The organism is Streptomyces sp. NPDC043853, from assembly GCF_056436025.1.
The window spans coordinates 79,477-100,919 of record NZ_JBWKDJ010000002.1 but is presented as its reverse complement, the minus strand read 5'-3'; the positions used below and the strand labels follow the sequence as shown (position 1 = coordinate 100,919).

At 73.8% G+C, this 21,443-nt stretch carries 14 protein-coding genes and 2 pseudogenes; 6 read left to right on the top strand and 10 right to left on the bottom strand.

Annotation, left to right across the window (positions count from 1 at the left end; translation table 11 throughout):
- Window positions 1-26: 26 nt before the first annotated feature.
- The 3 genes from lgt to AC067U_RS05690 all read left to right on the top strand — a co-directional run bounded on the left by lgt (window position 27) and on the right by AC067U_RS05690 (window position 2,744).
- Window positions 27-1,118 carry a prolipoprotein diacylglyceryl transferase gene (gene lgt, locus AC067U_RS05700; RefSeq protein ID WP_478828375.1) on the top strand — a complete coding sequence of 364 codons (1,092 nt, stop codon included), beginning with the start codon at window positions 27-29 and terminating at the stop codon, window positions 1,116-1,118.
- A 170-nt stretch (window positions 1,119-1,288) separates the two neighbouring features.
- A complete protein-coding gene (locus AC067U_RS05695) occupies window positions 1,289-2,026 on the top strand; it encodes a TetR/AcrR family transcriptional regulator (RefSeq protein ID WP_478828374.1) in 738 nt (245 codons plus the stop codon).
- Between the two features lies 1 nt (window position 2,027).
- The gene (locus AC067U_RS05690; protein ID WP_478828373.1) at window positions 2,028-2,744 is read left to right on the top strand and encodes a hypothetical protein; all 717 of its coding nucleotides are present in this window, start codon (window positions 2,028-2,030) and stop codon (window positions 2,742-2,744) included.
- On the opposite strand, the gene AC067U_RS05685 is transcribed toward AC067U_RS05690, so the two are convergent.
- From AC067U_RS05685 to AC067U_RS05650, 8 genes and pseudogenes are all read right to left on the bottom strand, one after another.
- Window positions 2,698-3,543 carry an HpcH/HpaI aldolase/citrate lyase family protein gene (locus AC067U_RS05685; RefSeq protein WP_478828372.1) on the bottom strand — a complete coding sequence of 282 codons (846 nt, stop codon included), beginning with the start codon at window positions 3,541-3,543 and terminating at the stop codon, window positions 2,698-2,700. The two genes, AC067U_RS05690 and AC067U_RS05685, sit on opposite strands and share 47 nt — an antisense overlap.
- Complete coding sequence (locus AC067U_RS05680) at window positions 3,540-4,796, bottom strand: CaiB/BaiF CoA transferase family protein (protein ID WP_478828371.1); 1,257 nt, start codon at window positions 4,794-4,796, stop codon at window positions 3,540-3,542. The genes AC067U_RS05685 and AC067U_RS05680 overlap by 4 nt, the downstream gene beginning before the upstream one ends.
- Window positions 4,797-5,057: 261 nt before the next feature.
- A pseudogene (locus AC067U_RS05675) lies at window positions 5,058-5,188 on the bottom strand (RNA-guided endonuclease TnpB family protein); the annotation flags it as partial.
- A gap of 99 nt (window positions 5,189-5,287) precedes the next feature.
- Window positions 5,288-6,238: a ribokinase gene (gene rbsK / locus AC067U_RS05670; RefSeq protein WP_478828370.1), complete on the bottom strand. Its 951-nt coding sequence runs from the start codon at window positions 6,236-6,238 to the stop codon at window positions 5,288-5,290.
- Window positions 6,235-7,323 (bottom strand): annotated as a pseudogene (locus tag AC067U_RS05665) (ADP-ribosylglycohydrolase family protein); the annotation flags it as partial. The pseudogene AC067U_RS05665 and the gene rbsK, both read right to left, overlap by 4 nt.
- Before the next feature lie 1,130 nt (window positions 7,324-8,453).
- Window positions 8,454-9,614: an ADP-ribosylglycohydrolase family protein gene (locus tag AC067U_RS05660; protein ID WP_478828369.1), complete on the bottom strand. Its 1,161-nt coding sequence runs from the start codon at window positions 9,612-9,614 to the stop codon at window positions 8,454-8,456.
- The gene (locus tag AC067U_RS05655; RefSeq protein WP_478828368.1) at window positions 9,611-10,873 is read right to left on the bottom strand and encodes an ADP-ribosylglycohydrolase family protein; all 1,263 of its coding nucleotides are present in this window, start codon (window positions 10,871-10,873) and stop codon (window positions 9,611-9,613) included. Before AC067U_RS05655 ends, AC067U_RS05660 begins: the two co-directional genes overlap by 4 nt.
- A 455-nt stretch (window positions 10,874-11,328) precedes the next feature.
- Entirely contained in the window at window positions 11,329-12,315 is a 987-nt protein-coding gene (locus tag AC067U_RS05650) for an ADP-ribosylglycohydrolase family protein (RefSeq protein ID WP_478828367.1), read from the bottom strand.
- Between the two features lie 405 nt (window positions 12,316-12,720).
- Between AC067U_RS05650 and AC067U_RS05645 the strand changes: the two genes are divergently transcribed.
- The 3 genes from AC067U_RS05645 to AC067U_RS05635 all read left to right on the top strand — a co-directional run bounded on the left by AC067U_RS05645 (window position 12,721) and on the right by AC067U_RS05635 (window position 19,872).
- The gene (locus AC067U_RS05645; RefSeq protein ID WP_478828366.1) at window positions 12,721-13,452 is read left to right on the top strand and encodes a VIT1/CCC1 transporter family protein; all 732 of its coding nucleotides are present in this window, start codon (window positions 12,721-12,723) and stop codon (window positions 13,450-13,452) included.
- A 395-nt stretch (window positions 13,453-13,847) separates the two neighbouring features.
- Window positions 13,848-18,416: a glutamate synthase large subunit gene (gltB, locus tag AC067U_RS05640; protein WP_478828912.1), complete on the top strand. Its 4,569-nt coding sequence runs from the start codon at window positions 13,848-13,850 to the stop codon at window positions 18,414-18,416.
- Complete coding sequence (locus tag AC067U_RS05635; RefSeq protein WP_478828365.1) at window positions 18,409-19,872, top strand: glutamate synthase subunit beta; 1,464 nt, start codon at window positions 18,409-18,411, stop codon at window positions 19,870-19,872. Before gltB ends, AC067U_RS05635 begins: the two co-directional genes overlap by 8 nt.
- Window positions 19,873-20,056: 184 nt before the next feature.
- On the opposite strand, the gene AC067U_RS05630 is transcribed toward AC067U_RS05635, so the two are convergent.
- Together AC067U_RS05630 and AC067U_RS05625 are read right to left on the bottom strand one after the other, a co-directional pair.
- A complete protein-coding gene (locus tag AC067U_RS05630) occupies window positions 20,057-20,839 on the bottom strand; it encodes a GntR family transcriptional regulator (protein ID WP_478828364.1) in 783 nt (260 codons plus the stop codon).
- Window positions 20,836-21,378, bottom strand: coding sequence for a UTRA domain-containing protein (locus tag AC067U_RS05625; protein WP_478828363.1), 543 nt, complete (start codon window positions 21,376-21,378; stop codon window positions 20,836-20,838). The genes AC067U_RS05630 and AC067U_RS05625 overlap by 4 nt, the downstream gene beginning before the upstream one ends.
- Window positions 21,379-21,443: the final 65 nt, after the last annotated feature.

The following is a 21,443-nucleotide window of genomic DNA, read 5'->3' as shown; positions in this document are numbered from 1 at the left end:
CCCGGCAGGGTAGCGTCGGACCTGCCATGGACCTTGCTTACATCCCCAGCCCGTCGACCGGCGTGATCCATCTCGGACCGATCCCGCTGCGCGGCTACGCGTTCTGCATCATCATCGGCGTCTTCGTCGCCGTCTGGCTAGGCAACAGGCGCTGGATCGCGCGCGGCGGCAAGCCGGGCACGGTGGCCGACATCGCCGTCTGGGCCGTGCCGTTCGGCCTGGTCGGCGGCCGGCTCTACCACGTGATCACCGACTACCAGCTCTACTTCGGCGAGGGCCGGGACTGGGTCGACGCCTTCAAGATCTGGGAGGGCGGCCTCGGTATCTGGGGCGCCATCGCGCTCGGCGCGGTCGGCGCGTGGATCGGCTGCCGCCGCCGCGGGATCCCGCTCCCCGCCTGGGCCGACGCCCTGGCCCCGGGCATCGCGCTGGCGCAGGCGCTGGGCCGCTGGGGCAACTGGTTCAACCAGGAGCTGTACGGCCGTCCCACCGACCTGCCGTGGGCGCTGGAGATCAGTGAGGGCCCGAACCGGGTCGCGGGCACCTACCACCCGACCTTCCTGTACGAGTCCCTGTGGTGCGTCGGCGTGGCCCTGCTGGTCATCTGGGCGGACCGCCGCTTCCGGCTGGGCCACGGGCGGGCCTTCGCCCTCTACGTCGCGGCGTACTGCGCGGGCCGCGGCTGGATCGAGTACATGCGGGTCGACGACGCCCACCACATCCTGGGCGTACGGCTGAACGTGTGGACCGCGATCGTGGTCTTCGTGCTCGCGGTGACCTACTTCGTGCTGTCGGCGAAGTACCGGCCGGGGCGTGAGCTCGTGGTCGAGCCGGAGGGCAAGGCGCCGTCGGCGGACGCGGGCACGGACGCGGCCGCGGACGAGGAGCAGATCAAGGCCGTGGTGGCGGCGGCGAAGGCGAAGACGAAGCCGAAGGCCGAGGGCGGCAACGCCGCGACTGCGGGCGCCAAGCTCGAGAAGGCGGAGCCGGCCGACGCGAAGCCGGCCGGTGCGGAGCCGGTGGACGCGGCCCCCGCGAAGGCCGAGGACGAGGCTGCGTCCGACGCCGAAGCCGAGGCCAAGGAGAGCGACGGCTCGGCCGGGGCGAAGCAGGCCTGACAGACGTCCCGAAGGGGGGTGCCGCTGACGCGGCACCCCCCTTCGGCATGTCCGCCCACCTCGCCCTCCCTCCGGACTCCGTCCGAGGGCCCCTCTGGACTTGGCGTGTGTTTATGACGTAAATTCAGTATAGCTCGTAAACGCGCGGCCGCGGAGAGGCGGGAGTGCCCATGTCCGACCCCAGGGAGATTGCCGAACTGCTGTGGCGGGTCGCGGGGGAGCGGGACGCGGTCCCCGGGCCGAGGCTCAGTGCGCGGGGCATCGTGCTCGCCGGCATCCGCGTCGCCGACGCGGAGGGGCTGGAGGCGCTGTCCATGCAGCGCGTCGGCAAGGAGCTCGGGTGCACCGCCATGGCCCTCTACCGGCACGTCGGGGGCAAGGAACAGCTCCTCGCGGCGATGGTCGACGCCGCGACCGGTTCCCCGCCGCCCGCCGCGGGCGATGCGCACTGGCGCGGCGAGGTCGAAGCCTGGGCCGATGCCCTCTGGCACCTCTACCTCCGGCACCCGTGGCTGCTCCGCGCCCCCACCACCGGCGCGCCCGTCGGCCCGGGGGAGCTCGCCTGGTTCGAGGCGCTGCTCGCCCCGCTCGCCCGGTCCGGGCTCGGCCCGGGCGAGCTGGTCCCGGTCGCCACCTTCCTCTCCGGCGCCGTACGCGACCTCGCGCGTGTCGCCACCGAACTGGACCCGGACGGGGCCGCGGCCTACGGCCAGGTGCTCGCCGAGCGGCTGGACCCGTCCCGCTTCCCCGTCCTGACCTCGCTCATCGGCGGACCGGGGCTCGACGAGGAGGAGGACGGCGACGTCGCCCCGATCCTCCGGCTCGGCCTGGCCCGCCTTCTCGACGGCATCGCGCGAGACGCACGAGACGCACGAGACGCACGAGACGCACAAGACACGGAGAGATGACATGGCTGTGTATGACATACCCAGGACCGACCTCCCCGGGAGCGCCGCCCACGACGCCCGGTTACGCCGGATCACCGGCGGGGCGGGGGTCGCCGCCGGGCTGCTCGCGCTCGTCGTGGTGCCGCTCTACTTCGTGTACGAGGGGCCACCGCCCGCCGGGAACGTGCTCACCCGGATCCTCCTCAACCTGCTCACCTGCGGCGCCCTGCTCGTCTTCGTGGCCGGGCTGCGGCACCTGATCCGCACCGCCGCGCCCGGGTTCGACCACCTGGGCGGGCTCGTCCTCGGAGCCGGGACCGCCTACGTCACCATCACCCTGGTCGCCGCCTCGCTGGAGGCCGGCGTGGTCCTGGAGCACCCGGACGGGAGCCTCGACCCCACCGTCGACGGCCCCCTCGCACACGGCGCGATGCTCCTGCACGGCTCGGCCGCCCGGCTGCTCACCGCCCTCCTGCTGGCCGCCGCCGGATACGCGATCCTCCGCAGCGGCGTCCTGCCGCGCTGGACGGGGCTGGCCGCGTACGCCGTCGCCGCCGCCAACCTGGCCTTCTTGCCCTCCCTGTACTTCGGCACCGACGCCGCCCGCTTCTACAGCGCGGTCGGCTGGGGCAACAGCGCCCTGACCGCCGCGCTGATGGTGTACTGGGCCTTCGCCGCCGGTGTCGTCCTCCTCAGGACGCCGAAGTGCAGCGCGGTGCCGGGGCCTCCCGCTGGGTGAGGGCGAGCGTCCGTTTCGCGGCGGCCACCACCGCCGGGTCGACGAAGCGGCCGTCCGCCAGGGCCAGCGCGCCCGGGGCGGCCGCCGCGGCCCTGACCACCTCCAGGGCCGCCGTGACCTCCTCGGCGGTCGGCAGGTAGGCCCGCTCGATCACCGGCAGCTGGCGCGGGTGGATGGCCGCCCGCCCCAGGAACCCCAGGGCGCGCCCCCGGGCGCAGGACACGGCCAGGGCCTCCAGGTCGCGGATGTCCGGGAAGACCGACTGCGCGGGAGGCGCGAGGCCCGCCGCCCGCGCCGCCACCACCACCCGGGAGCGCGGCCAGTCCAGACCGGCGTCGGCCAGCGGCCCCGACAGGCACAGATCCGCCCGGAGATCCGCCTCGCCGAGCGACAGCCCGCGCAGCGCCGGGTGGGCACGGGCGATCTCGTACGCCCGTTCCACGCCCAGCGCCGATTCCAGCAGCGCGTACAGGGCCACCCCGCCGGTCCGGTGCGCCACCTGCACGATCTGCTCGGGCGCGGTCACCTTCGGCAGCCGCAGGCCCGCCAGACCGCGCAGGCCCGTCAGGGCGGCGAGGTCCGCACCCGCCCACGGCGAGTCCAGGGCGTTGACGCGGACATGGACCGGCCTCGGCGGCCGGGCCGTCAGCAGCTCCGCCGTCGCCGCCCGCGCGTACTCCTTCCGCGAGGCCGGCACCGCGTCCTCCAGGTCCACGATCACCGCGTCCGCGTCGGAGGCGAGCGCCTTCGCCACCACCTCCGGGCGGTCCCCGGGGACGTACAGCCAGGTCAGGATCACAATGCTCCCTCCTCCCGGAGCCGGGCCACGTCCCCTTCGGACAGGCCGAGTTCGGTGAGCACCGCCGTGGTGTCCGCACCGTGCGGGCGGCCCGCCCAGCGGATGCCGCCGGGAGTACCGGACAGCCGGAACAACACGTTCTGCATCCGCAGCGGACCGAGTTCGGGGTCGACGACCTCGGTCACCGTGTCCAGGGCCGCGTACTGCGGGTCGGCCATCACGTCCCGGACGTCGTACACCAGCGCCACCGCGGCCTCCGCCTCCTCGAAGGCGGCGAGGACCTCGTCCGCCTTGTGCCGGGCGATCCACCCGCCGACGGCCTCGTCGAGCAGCGTGGCGTGCGCGGCCCGCCCCGAGCCCGTCGCGAACCACGGCTCGGCGGTCAGCTCCGGCCGCCCCACCAGGCGCATCACCCGTTCGGCGACCGACTGCGCCGAGGTGGACACCGCGAGCCAGCGCCCGTCCGCGGAACGGTAGGTGTTGCGTGGCGCGTTGTTCGTGGACCGGTTGCCGGTGCGCGGCTGGACGTAGCCCAGCTGGTCGTACCAGAGCGGGTGGGGGCCGAGCACGGTCAGGATCGGCTCGATGATCGCCAGGTCGACCACCTGCCCGCAGCCGGTGCGGTCCCGCCCGGCCAGGGCCGTCATCACCGCGTACGCGGCGGTCAGCGCGGCGATCGAGTCCGCCAGTCCGAAGGGCGGCAGGGTGGGCGGGCCGTCCGGTTCCCCGGTGATCGCGGCGAAACCGCTCATCGCCTCGGCGAGCGTGCCGAAGCCGGGGCGGCGGGCGTACGGGCCGGTCTGGCCGAAGCCGGTCACCCGGGCCAGCACCAGGCGGGGGTTGGCGGCGCTCAGCTCCGCCCAGCCCAGGCCCCACTTCTCCAGGGTCCCGGGCCGGAAGTTCTCGATGATCACGTCAGCGGTCGCGGCCAGCCTGAGCAGGGTGTCCCGGCCGCCGGGCGCGGACAGGTCGAGGGTGATGGTCCGCTTGTTCCGTCCGAGCAGCTTCCACCACAGCCCGACCCCGTCCTTGGCCGGCCCGTGCCCGCGCGAGGGATCGGGGCGGCGCGGGTGCTCCACCTTGATCACCTCGGCGCCGAAGTCACCGAGCAGGGTGGCGGCCAGCGGACCGGCGAAGAGGGTGGCGAGGTCCAGCACGCGGAGCCCGTCGAGCGGGCCGGGGGAGGGGCGCCCGTCCGGGCCGGGGGACCCGGCCTCGCCCGTGACGGGGGGCCGGGGCGGGGCGGGGTTCACCTGATTTCTCGCAGGAGGCCCCGTCCTTCAGGGCGGGGAGGAATGGGTCCTGGGGGTGGAGCCGCGGGGCGGCGGAGTTCTCTGCGCATCAGCTGGGACCTGTACTTTCTTCCGTTGTCAGTGGCGGCTGTTAGGTTCCGAATGTGACGACAGCGGTGATGGCCGGGGGAGGTGGCCGGGCACGCCCGGTACACCTTCCGGCTTCGTGTGTCGTCCACTGCCCGCGCTGTGCTGGAGGCGGAGTGGGGGCGGTGTCGTTGGGCCGTGCTTGCGGGCCATCTCGACCAGCGCGTGGCGCCGATCGCGGCGTCGGCCGCCTTGCGGGCCATGCTGCTCTTCGCCAGGAAGCGCGGCCGGAAGTCCTCCACCGCGATCACCTCGGAGTCCCGGACCTGGCCTCAACCCGGCTAGTGCCGATCTTGTAAACCCTGCCCGTCGCTGATGGTCAGGCAAAGTGAGCCAGGATCCCCGCCCTTCAGGGAGGGGAGGTTTCAAGATGCGCCCTCCTCGCCGCGCCGTGCCGCGAACGCGGCCGCCGCGGCGTCGATCTCCGGCCGGGCCGGCATCGAGTCCTGTGCTCCCGGCCGCTGCACGGACAGCGCGGCCGCCGCCGCGGCCCAGGCCAGGGCCTCCGGCACCGGGCGGCCCTCGCCGAGGGCCACGGCGAGGGCACCGGCGAAGGTGTCGCCCGCCGCCGTGGTGTCCACGGCCCGGACCCGTGGCGCGGGCACGGCGAGGGGCTCCCGCCCGCGCGCCGCGTACAGCACCCCCGCCGCGCCCAGGGTGATCACGACCTCCGGTACGTCGTGCAGCAGCGCCTGCGCCGCCTGCCGTGCGTCGGTCAGCCCGGTGAGCGCGGCCGCCTCGTGCTCGTTGGGCACCAGCAGGTCGACGGCGGCGAGCAGTTCGGGCGGCAGTGGCTGGGCCGGAGCCGGCGTCAGCACGGTCCGTACGCCGTGCGCCCGCGCGGCCCGCGCGGCGGCGGTGACCGCGGACAGCGGCACCTCCAGCTGCAGCAGCAGGGAGCCGGCCGCCGCGATCCGGGCCTCGTCGCCCGCCTCCAGGCCGGTGACGCGGCCGTTGGCACCGGGGACGACCACGATCGCGTTGCCGCCCTCGTCGTCGACCGTGATGTGTGCGGTGCCGCTGGCTCCCTCGACGGTGCGCAGGGCGTCGGTGTCCACCCCGGCCGCGGAGAGCGACGCGCGCAGCCGTACGCCGAACTCGTCGGCGCCGACCGCCCCGATCATCGTCACCGACCCGCCGGCCCGGGCCGCGGCGACGGCCTGGTTGGCGCCCTTGCCGCCGGGGACGGTACGGAACTCCCGGCCGGTCACGGTCTCCCCGAGGCGCGGGGCCTTGGCGACGTAGGCGACGAGGTCCATGTTGGTGCTGCCGAGCACGGCAATGCCGTTGCCGTTGTTGCCTTTGCTGCCCGTCATGAGTGGGCTTCCTCCTGCGTGTGGTCGGGGGATGAGGGGGACACGAGGGATGCGGTGAGCCGCGCCAGGGCGTCGAACCCGATGCCGTCGAAGCCGGGGACGGTGGTGGCCAGCCGGTTCTTCAGGGGCGCCGTCCAGCGGTCCGGCAGCCGGTCCGGCGCGCCGGCCAGCAGCCCGGCGACGCTGCCGGCCGTGGCCCCGTTGGAATCGGTGTCCCAGCCGCCGGACACCGCCCCGCACACGGAGCGGGTGAAGTCCCCTTCGGCGTGGGTGAGGGCGGCGGCGATCAGCGCGGTGTTGGGCACGGCGTGCACCCAGTGATAGTGCCCGTAGCGGCGGTGCAGATCGTCCACGACCGGGTCGAAGTCCAGGCCCGCACGGCGCGCCGCGGCCCCGATCCCGTACCGGACGGCCTCGGCGAGCCGCGACCCGGCCGGTACGACGGCCAGGCCGGCCCGGAGCGCGCCGTGCACGTCGGCCGTGCCGGAGGCGGCCTCGGCGATCGTCGCGGCGGCGAACCGGGCGGCGTACAGGCCGTTGCCGGTATGGCTGAGTGCCGCGTCGCGGTCGGCCTGGGCCGCCGCGCGGGCCGGTTCGCCGGGGTTGGTCCAGCCGTGGAGGTCGGCGCGGATGAGGGCACCGATCCACTCGCGGAACGGGTTGCGGTAGGTGGCGGTGAGCGGGGGTTCGAGGCCGAGCAGCAGATTGCGGTAGGCGACGCGCTCGGCGGTGAAGGTCCGGCCGGCGGGCAGTTCGTCGAGCCACAGCCGGCCGACGTCGGCGGTGTGGAATCCGCGGCCGTACCGCTGGAGGAGGAGCAGGTTGAGGAGGGGGTAGTTGAGGTCGTCGTCCTCGGGCATCCCGTCGATGTTCTCGGCGAGGGAGGTGGTGGCGGAACGGCGGTTCCAGGGGTGCGCGGCCAGCAGGTGCGGCGGGACGCCGCGGGCGGTGAACCAGTCGTCGAGCGGCCAGTTGCCGCTGGCCGTGGCCAGGGCCCGGATCCCGTCCAGCGGCAGCTTCTCGACGGGCTTCCCGAGCAGGCATCCCACGGCCCGGCCGAGCCAGGCGGCTTCGAGCCGTGCGACGAACGCTCCCCGCGGGCCGCGGCCGTGGTCGTCGCCGGGCCCCGCGCTCGTGGCTCGGCGGAAGCTGTTCCCGTGGTCGGCCGGAGGGCAGGTGGTCCCGTCGGCGGGACGGCCCCGGGCAGAGCCCCCGGCCGTGCGGCGCCACCGCTCTCGTGCGGGGTCGAGCCCTGGGCCCCCTTCCCCCACCCCACCCCTTCCCGAAACCGGGGGCCCCGCCCCCGGCCCCCCGCCTGCGGCAGCCGCTCCGGCCCATGGTTCCGCCCCGGCCCATGGTGCCGGGCCGGAGCCCCGGCGCCCTCCCCCCTGCGCAGCCGGGCCCCCGGGGCTGCGACCCGTGGGTGGTGTGGGCCGGAGCCCCTGGTGGGGTGTGGGGCCTGGCTCCGGGTTGGGTGTGGGGCTCGGTCCCGTGGTGGGTGCGGGCCGGAGCTCCGTGCGGGGTTCGGGGCGGAGCCCCGGTTGGGGTTCGGGGCGGAGCCCCGGTTGGGGGAGCCCCGGGTGGGGTGTGGGGGCGGAGCCCCCACAGGGGGGCGGGGGCGCAGCCCCCGTTTCGGGAAGGGGCGGGGTGGGGGAATGCCCCGCAGGGACCGGGAGGGCGGCCAGCTCGTCCAGCAAGCGTTCCGCCAGCGCGCGGAGCTGCGGCGGGGCCGGTTCCGGCGAGGCGCCGGCCCGCTCCGGCGGGAGCCGGCCGCCCGCCGCGAGCCAGGCCCGCAGCTGCGCCCCTGCGTCACGGCCGTCCTCGGCCGCCTGCCGCAGCTCGTGCCCGACGAGGTCTTCGGGCTGCACCCAGGTGAGCCGTACGGCCCCCGGCCCTGCCCGCTCATCGGTTCGGCCGTCGGTCGACTCACGCGGCCGGCCGGCCGCGGCGGTGCCCGGGGCCCCGGCGTCCGGAGCGGGGCCGGCGGGTGCCGCGGGGCCGGGAGCGCCCGCGGGCGGCGACGGCGTGGGCCCCGTGTAGCCCGGGGCGCCCGCGCCCGCAGCCGCAGCCGGGGCCGAGCCCGAGCCCGAGCCCGAGGCCGGAGCGGGAGCCGCGATGGGCCCCGCGGTGCCCGAGGCGCCGGCGGCGGCAGCCAGGGCCGGAGCCGCCGCCGCGGCCGGGGTGGCGGGCGGGGGCCCCGCGGGGCCCCGCCGGGTCACCGGGGCTCCGTCAGGGCCGCGAACGCGGCTTCGTGGAGGCGCCGCCGCGCGCGGTCCCGGGCGAAGACCTCGCGCGCGACCTCCGCGACCGCCGCCGCCGGCCCGTGCAGATCGAGCCGGCTGGCCTCGGCGACCTGTTTCACCCAGCCCGACGGGACGGCGGATTCACCACCCAGCGCCCCCGCCAGCGCCCCGGCCATCGTCGCGATCGAGTCGCAGTCCCGGCCGTAGTTCACCGCCCCCAGCACCGCCGTCGCGTAGTCCCCGTCGGCGACGAGCAGCATGCCCAGCGCCACCGGCAGTTCCTCGATCGAGTGCAGCCGCGACGGCCGCCGCGCGCCCAGCGAGGGCGTCCGGTAGTCCGGCCCGACGGAGTCGAACGGTTCCACCGCCGCCCGCAGCGGGCCGATCGCCGACTCGAAGTCCCGCTGCCCGGCCGAGACCTGACGGTCCGCCGCCGCGCACACCGCCGCGATCGCCGCCCGCGTACCGTCCTTCGCCAGGGCGAGGGCCTCCTCCGCCACGGACGCCGCCGTCGCGCCCGGCGCGCACGCCGCCGCCACCGCCGCCGCGAACACCCCGGCGGCCTCCCGCCCGTAGGAGGACTGGTGGGCGCCGGCGATCTCGATGGCCTCCTCGTACGCGCCGCGCGGATTGCCCGCGTTGACGATGCCGACCGGCGCCATGTACATCGCCGCGCCGCAGTTGACGATGTTGCCGGTGCCGGCCTCCCGCGGGTCGGCGTGCCCGTAGTGCAGCCGCGCCACGATCCACTTCTCGGCCAGGAAGATCCGCTGGAGGGGGAGTGCCTCCGCTTCCAGCTCCGGGATCCAGCGGCGCGTGCCCATCAGGTCCGGGACCAGGTGGTCGGCGATCGCGTACGCGTCCAGGTGGTCCCGTACGGCCTGGTAGACCCGGACCAGCGCGTGGGTCATCAGGGTGTCGTCGGTGACGTGTCCGTCGCCCTTGTGGTACGGGGCGATGGGCCGGGCCGTGCGCCAGTCCTCGTACCAGGGGCCGACGATGCCGTGCACCCGGCCGCCGTGCCGTTCCACGATCCGGTCCGGGGACCAGCCCTCCACGGGGCCGCCGAGCGCGTCGCCGACGGCGGCGCCGACCAGGCAGCCGGTCGCCTTGTCCTCCAGAGTGGGCGTCATGTGCGAAGGACTCCTTGTCCCTTGGGGGTCGGTGGCGCGGTGGGGGCCGGGGGTGCGGCGAGCGTTGCCGGGGGTGTCCGGTGCGAGGTCAGTTCCGTACGGGCGAGCAGCGCGGCCAGCTCCACCAGGTCGGTGCCGGCCAGCCGCGGCAGCGCGCAGCCGGACAGGGTCCGGCAGGCCTCGCGCCAGGCGGCGGGGATGGAGCCGCCGCCGCCGAGCGCGCCGGTGAGCGCACCGGCGAGGGCGGGCGCGGAGTCCGCGACGCGGGACAGGCAGGCGGCGGCCGGTACGGCCTCCGCGGCCCGGCCGCGGGCGGCGGTCGCCAGGGCGAGGGCGACGGGCACGGTTTCGGCGGCGGCGATCCCGTAGCTGTAGACGTGGTCGACGATTTCGTGCTCCAGGGTGGGGACGAGGCCGAAGGCGCCTTCCGTGGCGGCGCGGGCGAGTTTCACCGCGTGCCGGGCGTTGCGGCCGATCTCGGTCGGGCCGGGCAGCTGCCCGAGGGCCTCGTCGACGGCGGTGTCGACTTCGGCCCCGCCGAGCGCGGCGGCGACCGCGGCCGCCATGGCGCGGGCTCCGTGGACGCCGTCGCCGTCCTGGGTGTAGCGGGCGTCGAACTCGGCGAGGTCCGCCGCCGCGGACGGGTCCCCGGGGTGGACGACGGCCAGTACGGCGGCGCGCACGCAGGCGGCGTCGTCGAAGTAGTGCGGGTTGTCGTGGCCGGTGGCGGGCGGGCGCAGGCCGGCGGCGAGGTTGCCGAGCCCGGCCCGTACGGAGATCCGGGCGCGCAGCGGGACCACCGCGGACTCGACCTCGGGGGCGCGTTCCGCGGCGGCGGCGACCTCGGAGGCCAGCGCGTTCCAGGCCAGGTCGATGGCGGCGCGCATCCGGCGGGACCGGCTGAGGTCGCTGAGCAGGACGCCGGCGGCGGTGAGCACGGACTCGGCGGCGAAGGCCGCCCACTCGGCGTCGTCGGAGGGGCCGAGGCGGAGCGGCTCGGGGGGCTGGTTGAGGGCGATCGGGACGGGGAGGGTGGTGGTGGCGTTCTGCTCGGCGAAGGTGTCGAGCTCGCGGGTGAGCCGGCGGGTCCACTCGGGCATCCGGATCGCGCGGTGGCGGGCGGCGGGCCACCCGGCGGCGTCCCCGGCGGCCAGCCCGAGCAGCAGCCCCTCGATGCGGCGCGGCCCGTGTGTTGCCCGCTCCGCCGCTTGCTGTACGGCGGTTGCCCGCCCTGCGCCCGGGGGTGCGTGCTGCGCCATTGCCGCACCGGGCGTCGCGGCCGGCCCTCGCGGCTGCGCCGCTGTCGGCGGGGCCGCCGCTGCCGGCGTCGCCGACGGGTGCCCCGCCGCCGGTTGTGCCGCTCGGGCGGGCGCGGTGCCGGACGTGGCCGCCTGCCACTCGGCCGGCGAGGGGGTGTTTTCCCCCACCCCGCCCCTTCCCGAAACCGGGGGCGAGCCCCCGGACCCCCCGGATCCCCCCGCACGCCGTGCCAGGCCTGCCCCGGCCTCCGCCCGGGGGCCGGTCACGGGCATAGGGGGGCGGGCCTCGCCCGTGCCCGCGGCGGTCTGCGGCCGGGCCGTCGTTTCGTCGGGCCGGGCCTCGGCCGGGCCTGTGGCGGTTTCCGGCCCCGTCGCCGGTTCGGGGGGCTCCGGTCGGGTGCCCGTTCCGGTGGGGCTGGGCCTCGAAGGCGGTTCGGCGGGGTCGTAGAGCGGGGTCATGCGCCTGCCTCGCTTTCCGGGGTCAGGAGGTCCGCGATGTCCAAGACGTGGTAGCCGCGCATGGCGGGGAGGCAGGTCCCGCGGACCGGGCCGATGGCGACGGCCCAGTCGGCGGGAACGGAGGTGCTGCCGGACAGGGCGCCGGAGAGGGCGCCGGCCACCGCCGCCGTGGTGTCCGCGTCGCGGCCCATGTTGACCGCCGTCAGGACGGACGCGCGGAAGTCGCCGCCGGAGGCGGCGAACGCGCCGAAGGCCAGTCCGACGGCCTCCGGCGCCAGGTCCGTCCACGGGTAGCCGCCGATGACCACCGCCGAGCGGACCGCCCGTTCGCCGCGCGGGGCGGCCGTCACCGCGCGGCGGAGGGAGCGGGCCGTCCAGGAGTCGGAGGGGATGACCGACAGGGCCGCCGAGACGACCGATGCGGGCGAGCCGCCCGCCATCGCCGCGGCCACCCCGGCCGCCACCGCCTGGCCGCCGTAGATGCCCTCCCCGTCGTGGCTGACCGTGCCGTCGATCGCGACCAGCCGTGCCGCCTCGGCGGGTCGTCCGGCCGCGAAGACCCCGAAGGGCGCGGCCCGCATCGCCAGTCCGTCGGACCAGGCGTGCCGGTGCTGGGCGGAGATGGGGGCGGCGAGACCGCGCCGGAGGTTCTCCAGGGTGCCGCGCTCGCTGAATCCCGCGCCGCGGAACGGGCCCTCGTCGAGGTCCGCGATCCAGTGGTGCCAGGCGCGTTCGACGTGCGCGACGGTCAGCGCGCTGCCGTGCCGGGCGAGCAACAGGCCCGAGAAGATGGCGTACTCGGTGTCGTCCGTACCCGCCGGATCGTCCTCCACGAAGCCCTCGATCCGGCCCCACCGCGCGCGGATCTCGGACGGCTTCATGTTCTCCGCGGGCGCCCCCAGCGCGTCACCGACCGCGAGGCCCAGAAGCGCGCCCCGGGCCCGTTCCAGAAGGACCTGCGGATCGCATGCAATCAGCTCCATGGCGCGCCTCTCCGACGTGTTGGGACCCATCATGAGCCCTTGGGGGATTTGTGCCATGGCATGTCGTTTGTCGGTTGTCGCGAAACACCCCCGGAAGCCGCTCGTCACCCGGTCGCCGAAGTGCAAAACCGCAGGTAAGTACGGCCTTCCTTGCTGGCGGCCGCCGGAAATCGTGCGTAGTTTCGAGGTGTTCAGGGGGGCCGGTCGGCCCGCACCGGGGCCGTGCGGTTTGCGCGGTATGCCCCTGTTTTGCCATGCCCGTGTCCGGCACGCCCGCGGCCGGTCACGAGGCCGGTCACGAGGCCGGTCGGGCGCCCGGTCACGCGCCGGTCGCGCGGCCGGTCGCGCGGCCGAGGGGAATCCGAGACGGATCCGAGAGGACTCCGCAGGAAAGGGGAGCACAGCATGTCCATCATCACCACCGAGGCGCCGCTCCACGAGGCGCACCGTGCCAACCACACCCACCGCGACGTCAACGGCGGATGGCTGCGGCCGGCGGTGTTCGGCGCGATGGACGGCCTGGTCTCCAACCTCGCCCTGATGACCGGCGTGGCGGGAGGCGCGGTCGCGCCGCAGACCGTCGTGATCACCGGCCTCGCCGGACTCGCGGCCGGCGCCTTCTCCATGGCGGCGGGCGAGTACACCTCCGTCGCCTCCCAGCGGGAACTGGTCCTCGCGGAACTCGACGTCGAGCGGCAGCAGTTGCGCAAGCACCCGGTCGACGAGATGGAGGAGCTCGCCGAGCTCTACGTCTCCCGGGGCGTCGAGCCCGCGCTGGCCCGCGAGGTCGCCATGCAGCTCTCCCGCGACCCCGAGCAGGCGCTGGAGATCCACGCCCGCGAGGAGCTCGGCATCGACCCCGACGACCTGCCCTCGCCGCTGGTCGCCGCCGTGTCCTCGTTCGGCTCGTTCGCGCTCGGCGCGCTGGTGCCCGTCCTGCCCTACCTGCTCGGGGCGACCGTCCTGTGGCCGGCCGTGCTGCTGGCCCTGGTGGGGCTCTTCCTGTGCGGCGCGGTGGTCGCGAAGGTCACCGCGGCCTCGTGGTGGTTCAGCGGACTGCGCCAGCTCGTGCTGGGTGGCGCGGCGGCCGGTGTGACGTACATCCTGGGAACCTGGATCGGTTCGTCCATAGGCTGACGCGGCCGGGGGTGAGACACTATGCGCGACCCCACATAAGTACACGGTCGCATGTGGTGTGTTTCCCGGTGGTTTCGGTTCCGTATCCACCGGGCATGAGACCGTGGCGGCGCGGGCAAGGATGCCCGCCCCGCGCCGGGACCCTCCGAACGTCGCCAAAGACCCGTCGACACTCCCCGCGAAGGTCTCCTTTCTTTCTGCCTCGCGCATGTCCGCATGCTGGAACGCGATATCCGCTTCGCGGGATTGCAGTCATCATGTAACCTGCACGAAATTTCGCAGAGGGCCAACGTCGTCCCTCGGCAAGCACTTATGCCACGACGACGACGGGAGAGCCGATGCGTTCCGCATCCACGCACTCCGCGACCGGCCTCAGCAGCACCGCCTGGTCGCCCATGGACGGTCGCCCCGCCCCCCAGGGCATGTACGACCCGCGCAACGAGAAGGACGCCTGTGGCGTCGGCTTCGTGGCGAACCTCACCGGCGAGGCGACCCACACTCTCGTCGAGCAGGCACTGACCGTCCTGCGGAACCTCGAGCACCGCGGTGCCACCGGCTCCGAGCCCGACTCCGGTGACGGCGCGGGCATCCTCTCCCAGATCCCCGACGCGTTCCTCCGCGAGGTCGCCGGGTTCGAGCTCCCCGAGGCCGGCGCCTACGCCGTCGGCATCGCCTTCCTCGCCGGCGACGACAACGCACAGGTCGTCGCCGTGGAGCAGATCGAGGCGATCGCCGCCGAGGAGGGCCTCACCGTCCTCGGCTGGCGCGAGGTGCCCGTCACCCCGGACCTCCTCGGCAACGGCGCCCGCACCACCATGCCCGCCTTCCGCCAGCTCTTCGTGAGCAACGGCACCACGGGCATCGAGCTGGACCGCAAGGCCTTCGTGCTGCGCAAGCGCGCCGAGCGCGAGGCCGGCACCTACTTCCCCTCGCTGTCCTCCCGCACCATCGTCTACAAGGGCATGCTGACCACCGGCCAGCTGGAGCCCTTCTTCCCGGACCTCTCCGACCGCCGCTTCGCCTCGGCGATCGCCCTGGTCCACTCGCGGTTCTCCACGAACACCTTCCCGAGCTGGCCGCTCGCCCACCCGTACCGCTTCGTCGCGCACAACGGCGAGATCAACACGGTCAAGGGCAACCGCAACTGGATGCGCGCCCGCGAGTCCCAGCTGGCCTCCGAGCTGTTCGGCTCCGCCGACAATGGGCACAGCGGTGGTGACGGCAAGGACCTCTCGCGGATCTTCCCGATCTGCACCCCGGACGCCTCCGACTCGGCCTCCTTCGACGAGGTCCTGGAGCTCCTCCACCTCGGCGGCCGCTCCCTGCCCCACAGCGTGCTGATGATGATCCCCGAGGCGTGGGAGAACCACACCTCCATGGACCCGGCGCGCAAGGCGTTCTACCAGTACCACGCGACGATGATGGAGCCGTGGGACGGCCCCGCCTGCGTCACCTTCACCGACGGCACCCAGGTCGGCGCGGTCCTCGACCGCAACGGTCTGCGCCCGGGCCGCTACTGGGTCACCGACGACGGCCTCGTCGTCCTCGGCTCCGAGGTCGGCGTCCTCGACATCGACCCGGCCAAGGTCGTCCGCAAGGGCCGCCTGCAGCCCGGCCGGATGTTCCTCGTCGACACCGCCCAGAAGCGGATCATCGAGGACGACGAGATCAAGTCCCAGCTCGCCGCCGAGGCCCCGTACGCCGAATGGCTGGAGGCCGGCGAGATCGAGCTCGAGGACCTCCCCGAGCGCGAGCACATCGTCCACACCCACGCCTCGGTCACCCGCCGCCAGCAGACCTTCGGCTACACCGAGGAGGAGCTCCGCGTCCTCCTCGCCCCGATGGCCCGCACCGGCGCCGAGCCGATCGGCTCCATGGGCACCGACTCGCCGATCGCCGCGCTCTCCGAACGCCCCCGGCTGCTGTTCGACTACTTCACCCAGCTGTTCGCGCAGGTCACCAACCCGCCGCTGGACGCCATCCGCGAGGAGCTCGTCACCTCGCTGCGCTCCCACATCGGCCCCCAGGCCAACCTGCTGGACCCGAGCGCCGCGTCCTGCCGCAACGTGATGCTGCCGTTCCCGGTGATCGACAACGACGAGCTGGCCAAGCTCATCCACATCAACGCCGACGGCGACATGGCGGGCATGAAGGCCGCGACCCTGTCCGGCCTGTACCGGGTCTCCGGCGGCGGCGAGGCCCTCGCCGCCCGGATCGAGGAGATCTTCGCCGAGGCCGACGCCGCCATCGCCAACGGCGCCCGCCTCATCGTCCTCTCGGACCGCCACTCGGACGCCGAGCACGCGCCGATCCCGTCGCTGCTGCTCACCTCCGCCGTGCACCACCACCTCATCCGCACCAAGCAGCGCACCCAGGTGGGCCTGCTGGTCGAGGCCGGCGACGTCCGCGAGGTGCACCACGTCGCGCTGCTCATCGGCTACGGTGCCGCGGCCGTCAACCCGTACCTGGCGATGGAGTCGGTCGAGGACCTGCTCAGCGCCGGCACCTTCCTCTCCGGCCTGGAGCCCGAGAAGGCCATCAAGAACCTGATCTACGCCCTCGGCAAGGGCGTCCTGAAGGTCATGTCCAAGATGGGCATCTCCACCGTCGCCTCCTACCGCGGCGCCCAGGTCTTCGAGGCCGTCGGCCTGAACGACGAGTTCGTCGAGCAGTACTTCCACGGCACCGCCACCAAGATCGGCGGCGCGGGCCTGGACGTCATCGCCAAGGAGGTGGCCGCCCGCCACGCCAAGGCGTACCCGGCCTCCGGCATCGCCCCGGCGCACCGCGCGCTGGAGATCGGCGGCGAGTACCAGTGGCGCCGCGAGGGCGAGCCGCACCTGTTCGACCCCGAGACGGTCTTCCGCCTCCAGCACGCCACCCGGCAGCGCCGCTACGACATCTTCAAGCAGTACACGGACCGGGTGAACGAGCAGTCCGAGCGCCTGATGACGCTCCGCGGCCTGTTCGGCTTCACCTCCGACCGCCCGTCGATCTCCGTCGACGAGGTCGAGCCGGTCTCCGAGATCGTCAAGCGCTTCTCCACCGGTGCCATGTCGTACGGCTCCATCTCCAAGGAGGCGCACGAGACCCTCGCCATCGCCATGAACCAGCTGGGCGGCAAGTCCAACACCGGTGAGGGCGGCGAGGACCCGGAGCGCCTGTACGACCCGGCGCGCCGTTCGTCGATCAAGCAGGTCGCGTCCGGCCGCTTCGGCGTCACCTCGGAGTACCTGGTCAACGCGGACGACATCCAGATCAAGATGGCCCAGGGCGCCAAGCCCGGCGAGGGCGGCCAGCTGCCCGGCCACAAGGTCTACCCGTGGGTCGCCAAGACCCGGCACTCCACCCCGGGTGTCGGCCTGATCTCCCCGCCGCCGCACCACGACATCTACTCCATCGAGGACCTGGCCCAGCTGATCCACGACCTCAAGAACGCCAACCCGGTCGCGCGCATCCACGTGAAGCTCGTCTCCGAGGTCGGCGTCGGCACGGTCGCCGCGGGTGTCTCCAAGGCGCACGCGGACGTGGTCCTGATCTCCGGCCACGACGGCGGTACGGGTGCCTCCCCGCTGACCTCGCTCAAGCACGCGGGCGGCCCCTGGGAGCTCGGCCTCGCCGAGACCCAGCAGACCCTGCTGCTCAACGGCCTGCGCGACCGGATCGTCGTCCAGACCGACGGCCAGCTCAAGACCGGCCGCGACGTGGTCATCGCCGCGCTGCTCGGCGCCGAGGAGTTCGGTTTCGCGACCGCGCCGCTCGTCGTCTCCGGCTGCGTCATGATGCGCGTCTGCCACCTGGACACCTGCCCGGTCGGCATCGCCACCCAGAACCCGGTCCTCCGCGACCGCTTCTCCGGCAAGCCGGAGTTCGTGGTGAACTTCTTCGAGTTCATCGCGGAGGAGGTGCGCGAGCTCCTCGCCGAGCTCGGCTTCCGCACCCTGGAGGAGGCCGTCGGCCACGCCGAGCTGCTCGACACCTCGCGTGCCGTCACCCACTGGAAGGCGCAGGGCCTCGACCTGGAGCCGCTGTTCCACGTCCCGGACCTGCCGGAAGGCGCGGTCCGCCACGCCCTGGTCGCCCAGGACCACGGCCTGGAGAAGGCCCTCGACAACGAGCTGATCGAGCTCGCCGCCGACGCGCTGGCCGCCGCCACCGCCGAGCAGGCCCAGCCGGTCCGCGCCCAGGTCGCGATCCGCAACATCAACCGGACCGTCGGCACCATGCTCGGCCACGAGGTCACCAAGAAGTTCGGCGGTGCGGGCCTGCCCGACGACACCATCGACCTGACCTTCAGCGGCTCGGCCGGCCAGTCCTTCGGCGCCTTCGTCCCGAAGGGCGTGACCCTCCGCCTGGAGGGCGACGCCAACGACTACGTCGGCAAGGGCCTGTCCGGCGGCCGCGTCGTGGTCCGCCCCGACCGCGGAGCCGACCACCTGGCCGAGTACTCGGTCATCGCCGGCAACACCATCGGCTACGGCGCGACCAGCGGTGAGATGTTCCTCCGCGGCCGCACCGGCGAGCGCTTCTGCGTCCGCAACTCCGGTGCGCTGGTCGTCTCGGAGGGCGTGGGCGACCACGGCTGCGAGTACATGACCGGTGGTACGGCGGTCGTCCTCGGCGAGACCGGGCGCAACTTCGCGGCCGGCATGTCCGGCGGTGTCGCGTACGTCATCGACCTGGACCGCAACAGCGTCAACGTCGGCAACCTCGACGCCGTCGAGGCCCCCTCCGACGAGGACAAGCAGTGGCTGCACGACGTGGTGCGCCGCCACGAGGAGGAGACCGGCTCGACGGTGGCCGCGAAGCTCCTCGCCGACTGGGACGCCGCGGCGGCCCGGTTCAGCAAGATCATCCCGACCACGTACAAGGCAGTGCTCGCCGCCAAGGACGCCGCTGAGCTGGCCGGTCTCTCCGAGGCCGAGACCACCGAGAAGATGATGGAGGCGGCGACCCATGGCTGACCCGAAGGGCTTCCTCACCACCCCGCGGCAGACCGCCTGCTCCCGTCCCGTCGAGGAGCGCCTCAAGGACTGGAACGAGGTCTACGTCCCCGGCTCCCTGCTGCCGATCATCAGCAAGCAGGCCGGCCGCTGCATGGACTGCGGCATCCCGTTCTGCCACAACGGCTGCCCGCTGGGGAACCTGATCCCCGAGTGGAACGACTTCGCCTACCGCGAGGACTGGACGGCGGCCTCCGAGCGGCTGCACGCGACGAACAACTTCCCGGAGTTCACGGGCCGTCTGTGCCCGGCCCCGTGTGAGTCGGCGTGCGTGCTCGGCATCAACCAGCCGGCCGTCACCATCAAGAACGTCGAGGTCTCGATCATCGACAAGGCGTGGGACAACGGGGACGTCACCCCGCAGGCCCCGGAGCGCCTGTCCGGCAAGACCGTCGCCGTCATCGGCTCGGGCCCGGCCGGCCTGGCCGCGGCCCAGCAGCTGACCCGGGCCGGCCACACCGTGGTGGTGTACGAGCGCGCGGACCGCATCGGCGGCCTGCTCCGCTACGGCATCCCCGAGTTCAAGATGGAGAAGGTGCACATCAACCGCCGCATCGAGCAGATGCGCGCGGAGGGCACCAAGTTCCGCACCGGCATCGAGGTCGGCCGCGACATCACCGCGACCGACCTGCGGAAGCGCTTCGACGCGGTGGTCGTGGCCGCCGGGGCGACCGTCTCCCGCGACCTGCCGGTCCCGGGCCGCGAGCTGAACGGCATCCACTTCGCGATGGAGTACCTGCCGCTCGCGAACAAGGTCCAGGAGGGCGACTTCGTCGCCCCGCCGATCACCGCCGAGGGCAAGCACGTGGTGGTCATCGGCGGCGGCGACACCGGCGCGGACTGCGTGGGCACCGCCCACCGCCAGGGCGCGGCCTCGGTCACCCAGCTGGAGATCATGCCCCGCCCCAACGAGGAGCGGAACGCGGTTTCCCAGCCCTGGCCGACCTTCCCGATGCTCTACAAGGTCACCTCGGCCCACGAGGAGGGCGGCGAGCGGATCTACTCCGTCAACACCACCCACTTCGAGGGCGACGAGGACGGCAACGTCCAGTCGCTGCACCTGGTCGAGGTCGAGTTCATCGACGGCAAGCTGACCACCAAGCCGGGCACCGAGCGGGTCATCCCGGCCCAGCTGGTCACCCTGGCCATGGGCTTCACCGGCACCGACCAGGCCAACGGCCTCGTCGAGCAGTTCGGCGTGGACCTGGACGCGCGCGGCAACATCGACCGCGACGCCTCGTACGCGACCAACGTGGACGGCGTCTTCGTCGCCGGCGACGCCGGCCGCGGCCAGTCCCTGATCGTGTGGGCCATCGCGGAAGGCCGCTCGGCCGCCCGCGGCGTGGACCGCTACCTGACGGGATCCAGCACCCTCCCGTACCCGGTCAAGCCGACGGACCGCGCGATCGCGGTCTGATCCGACCGTCACGTTGCCCTGGGGCCTCCCGCCCCGGGACACCGGGATCTTGCAGTACCCCTCCGGCTCCGGCCGGGGACCCCTCATGCGGTCCGTACAACGGCGTGCGGAACTCCGACACGGCGCCCGTCATGTCCCCGACCAGGGATGACGGGCGCCGTGGCGTGTCCGCGCCACGGGGCGGTCACTCCGGAGCGAACTCGTACTGGAGCTCGTACAGGTGCCCGGCCTTCACCATCACGGTGACCTCGACGGGCTTCCCCTCCGCCGTGTACACGGTGCGGAGCGTACGCAGGACGGGCAGGTCGCCGGGCAGGCGCAGTGCCGCGTACTGCTCCTGGGTTGCTGTGCAAGCGGTGACGCGGTCCACGCTGAGGCCGGGTGCGTGGCCGAGCTCCCGGAGCAGCGTCGGGGTACCACCCCGGATCTTGCGGCTCTCGGAGAGCGGGGTGCCGTGTGCCACGTTCAGCGGGTAGTAGGAGCTGACCAGTTCGGCCGGCTCACCGTCGATGCTGATCAGCTGACTCCGGAGCACGACCGTGCCGCCGTCCGCGATGTCGAGGGCCGCCGCGATATCGCCCCTCACCTGCGTCCGTTCCACGGCGAGCAGCGCGCTGTGCGCCGCACCGCCCTGCTCCGCCGCCCTCAGCAGCCAGGGGAACCGGTCTCCCGGAACCGCTGTGGCGAACGATTCCGCGGGCCGCACGGTCCGCTGCCGGTTCTCGCGCACGCTCACTGCGGCTCCGGCACGGCCGACGACGAGTCCTTCTGTCTTGAGGAGCAGAAGCGCCTTCTGGATGGTCGCGTTGGAGGCGTCGAAGCGGGCTTTGAGCTGGTTCGTCGAGGGCAGCTTGGCCCCGGCCGGGAGCTGACCGCTCATGATCTCTGCCCGTAGATCCGCAGCGATCCGTGCGTGCAGGGGGCGGGGGTCCGACGATCCTTCTTCTGTCACGGCCAAGGGATTCATCCGATCCTGATCTCGTAGCGCAGCTGCTGACGGGCTGCGGGCATGAGCATCACATCGGCCTGGATCGGACGGTCCGCGGCGTCATACGTCACCCGGCTGATCCGCAGAACCGGTTCATCGTCCGCCGTCCTGAGTTGCTCGCGCTCCTCCTTGGAGGGCATCCGGGCCGAGACGTGCTCCGTGACCCGGACACCGATGTGCCCGAGTGAGGCGAGAAGGGAAACGGCTCCGCCGCGGATCTTCGCCGTACCGGCGAGCGGCGTGCCCGCCGCGACGTCCTGCGGGTAGTAGGTGTCGGTCAGCTCGTTCGGTTCGCCGTCGAGTTCGATCACCCGGCGCCGGACCACGACGGGCCGGCCGGCTTCCACCCCGAGCAGTGCCGCGACTTCGGCGGGGGCGGACACCTCGCCCGCCCTCACGATCCGCTGGGCACCGTGGCGGCCGTGCGCGGCGGCCTCGGTGGTCCAGGCGTCAGGGTCGCCGGCTGCGCGCGGCACCAAGTACGGCATCGAGGTGCTGATCCATCCGCTGTCGCTCACGGTCGTCCTCCCGTACGTCTGCCCGTTGTTGCCACCCCACGGTATGTGACCGGGGGGCGGCGACT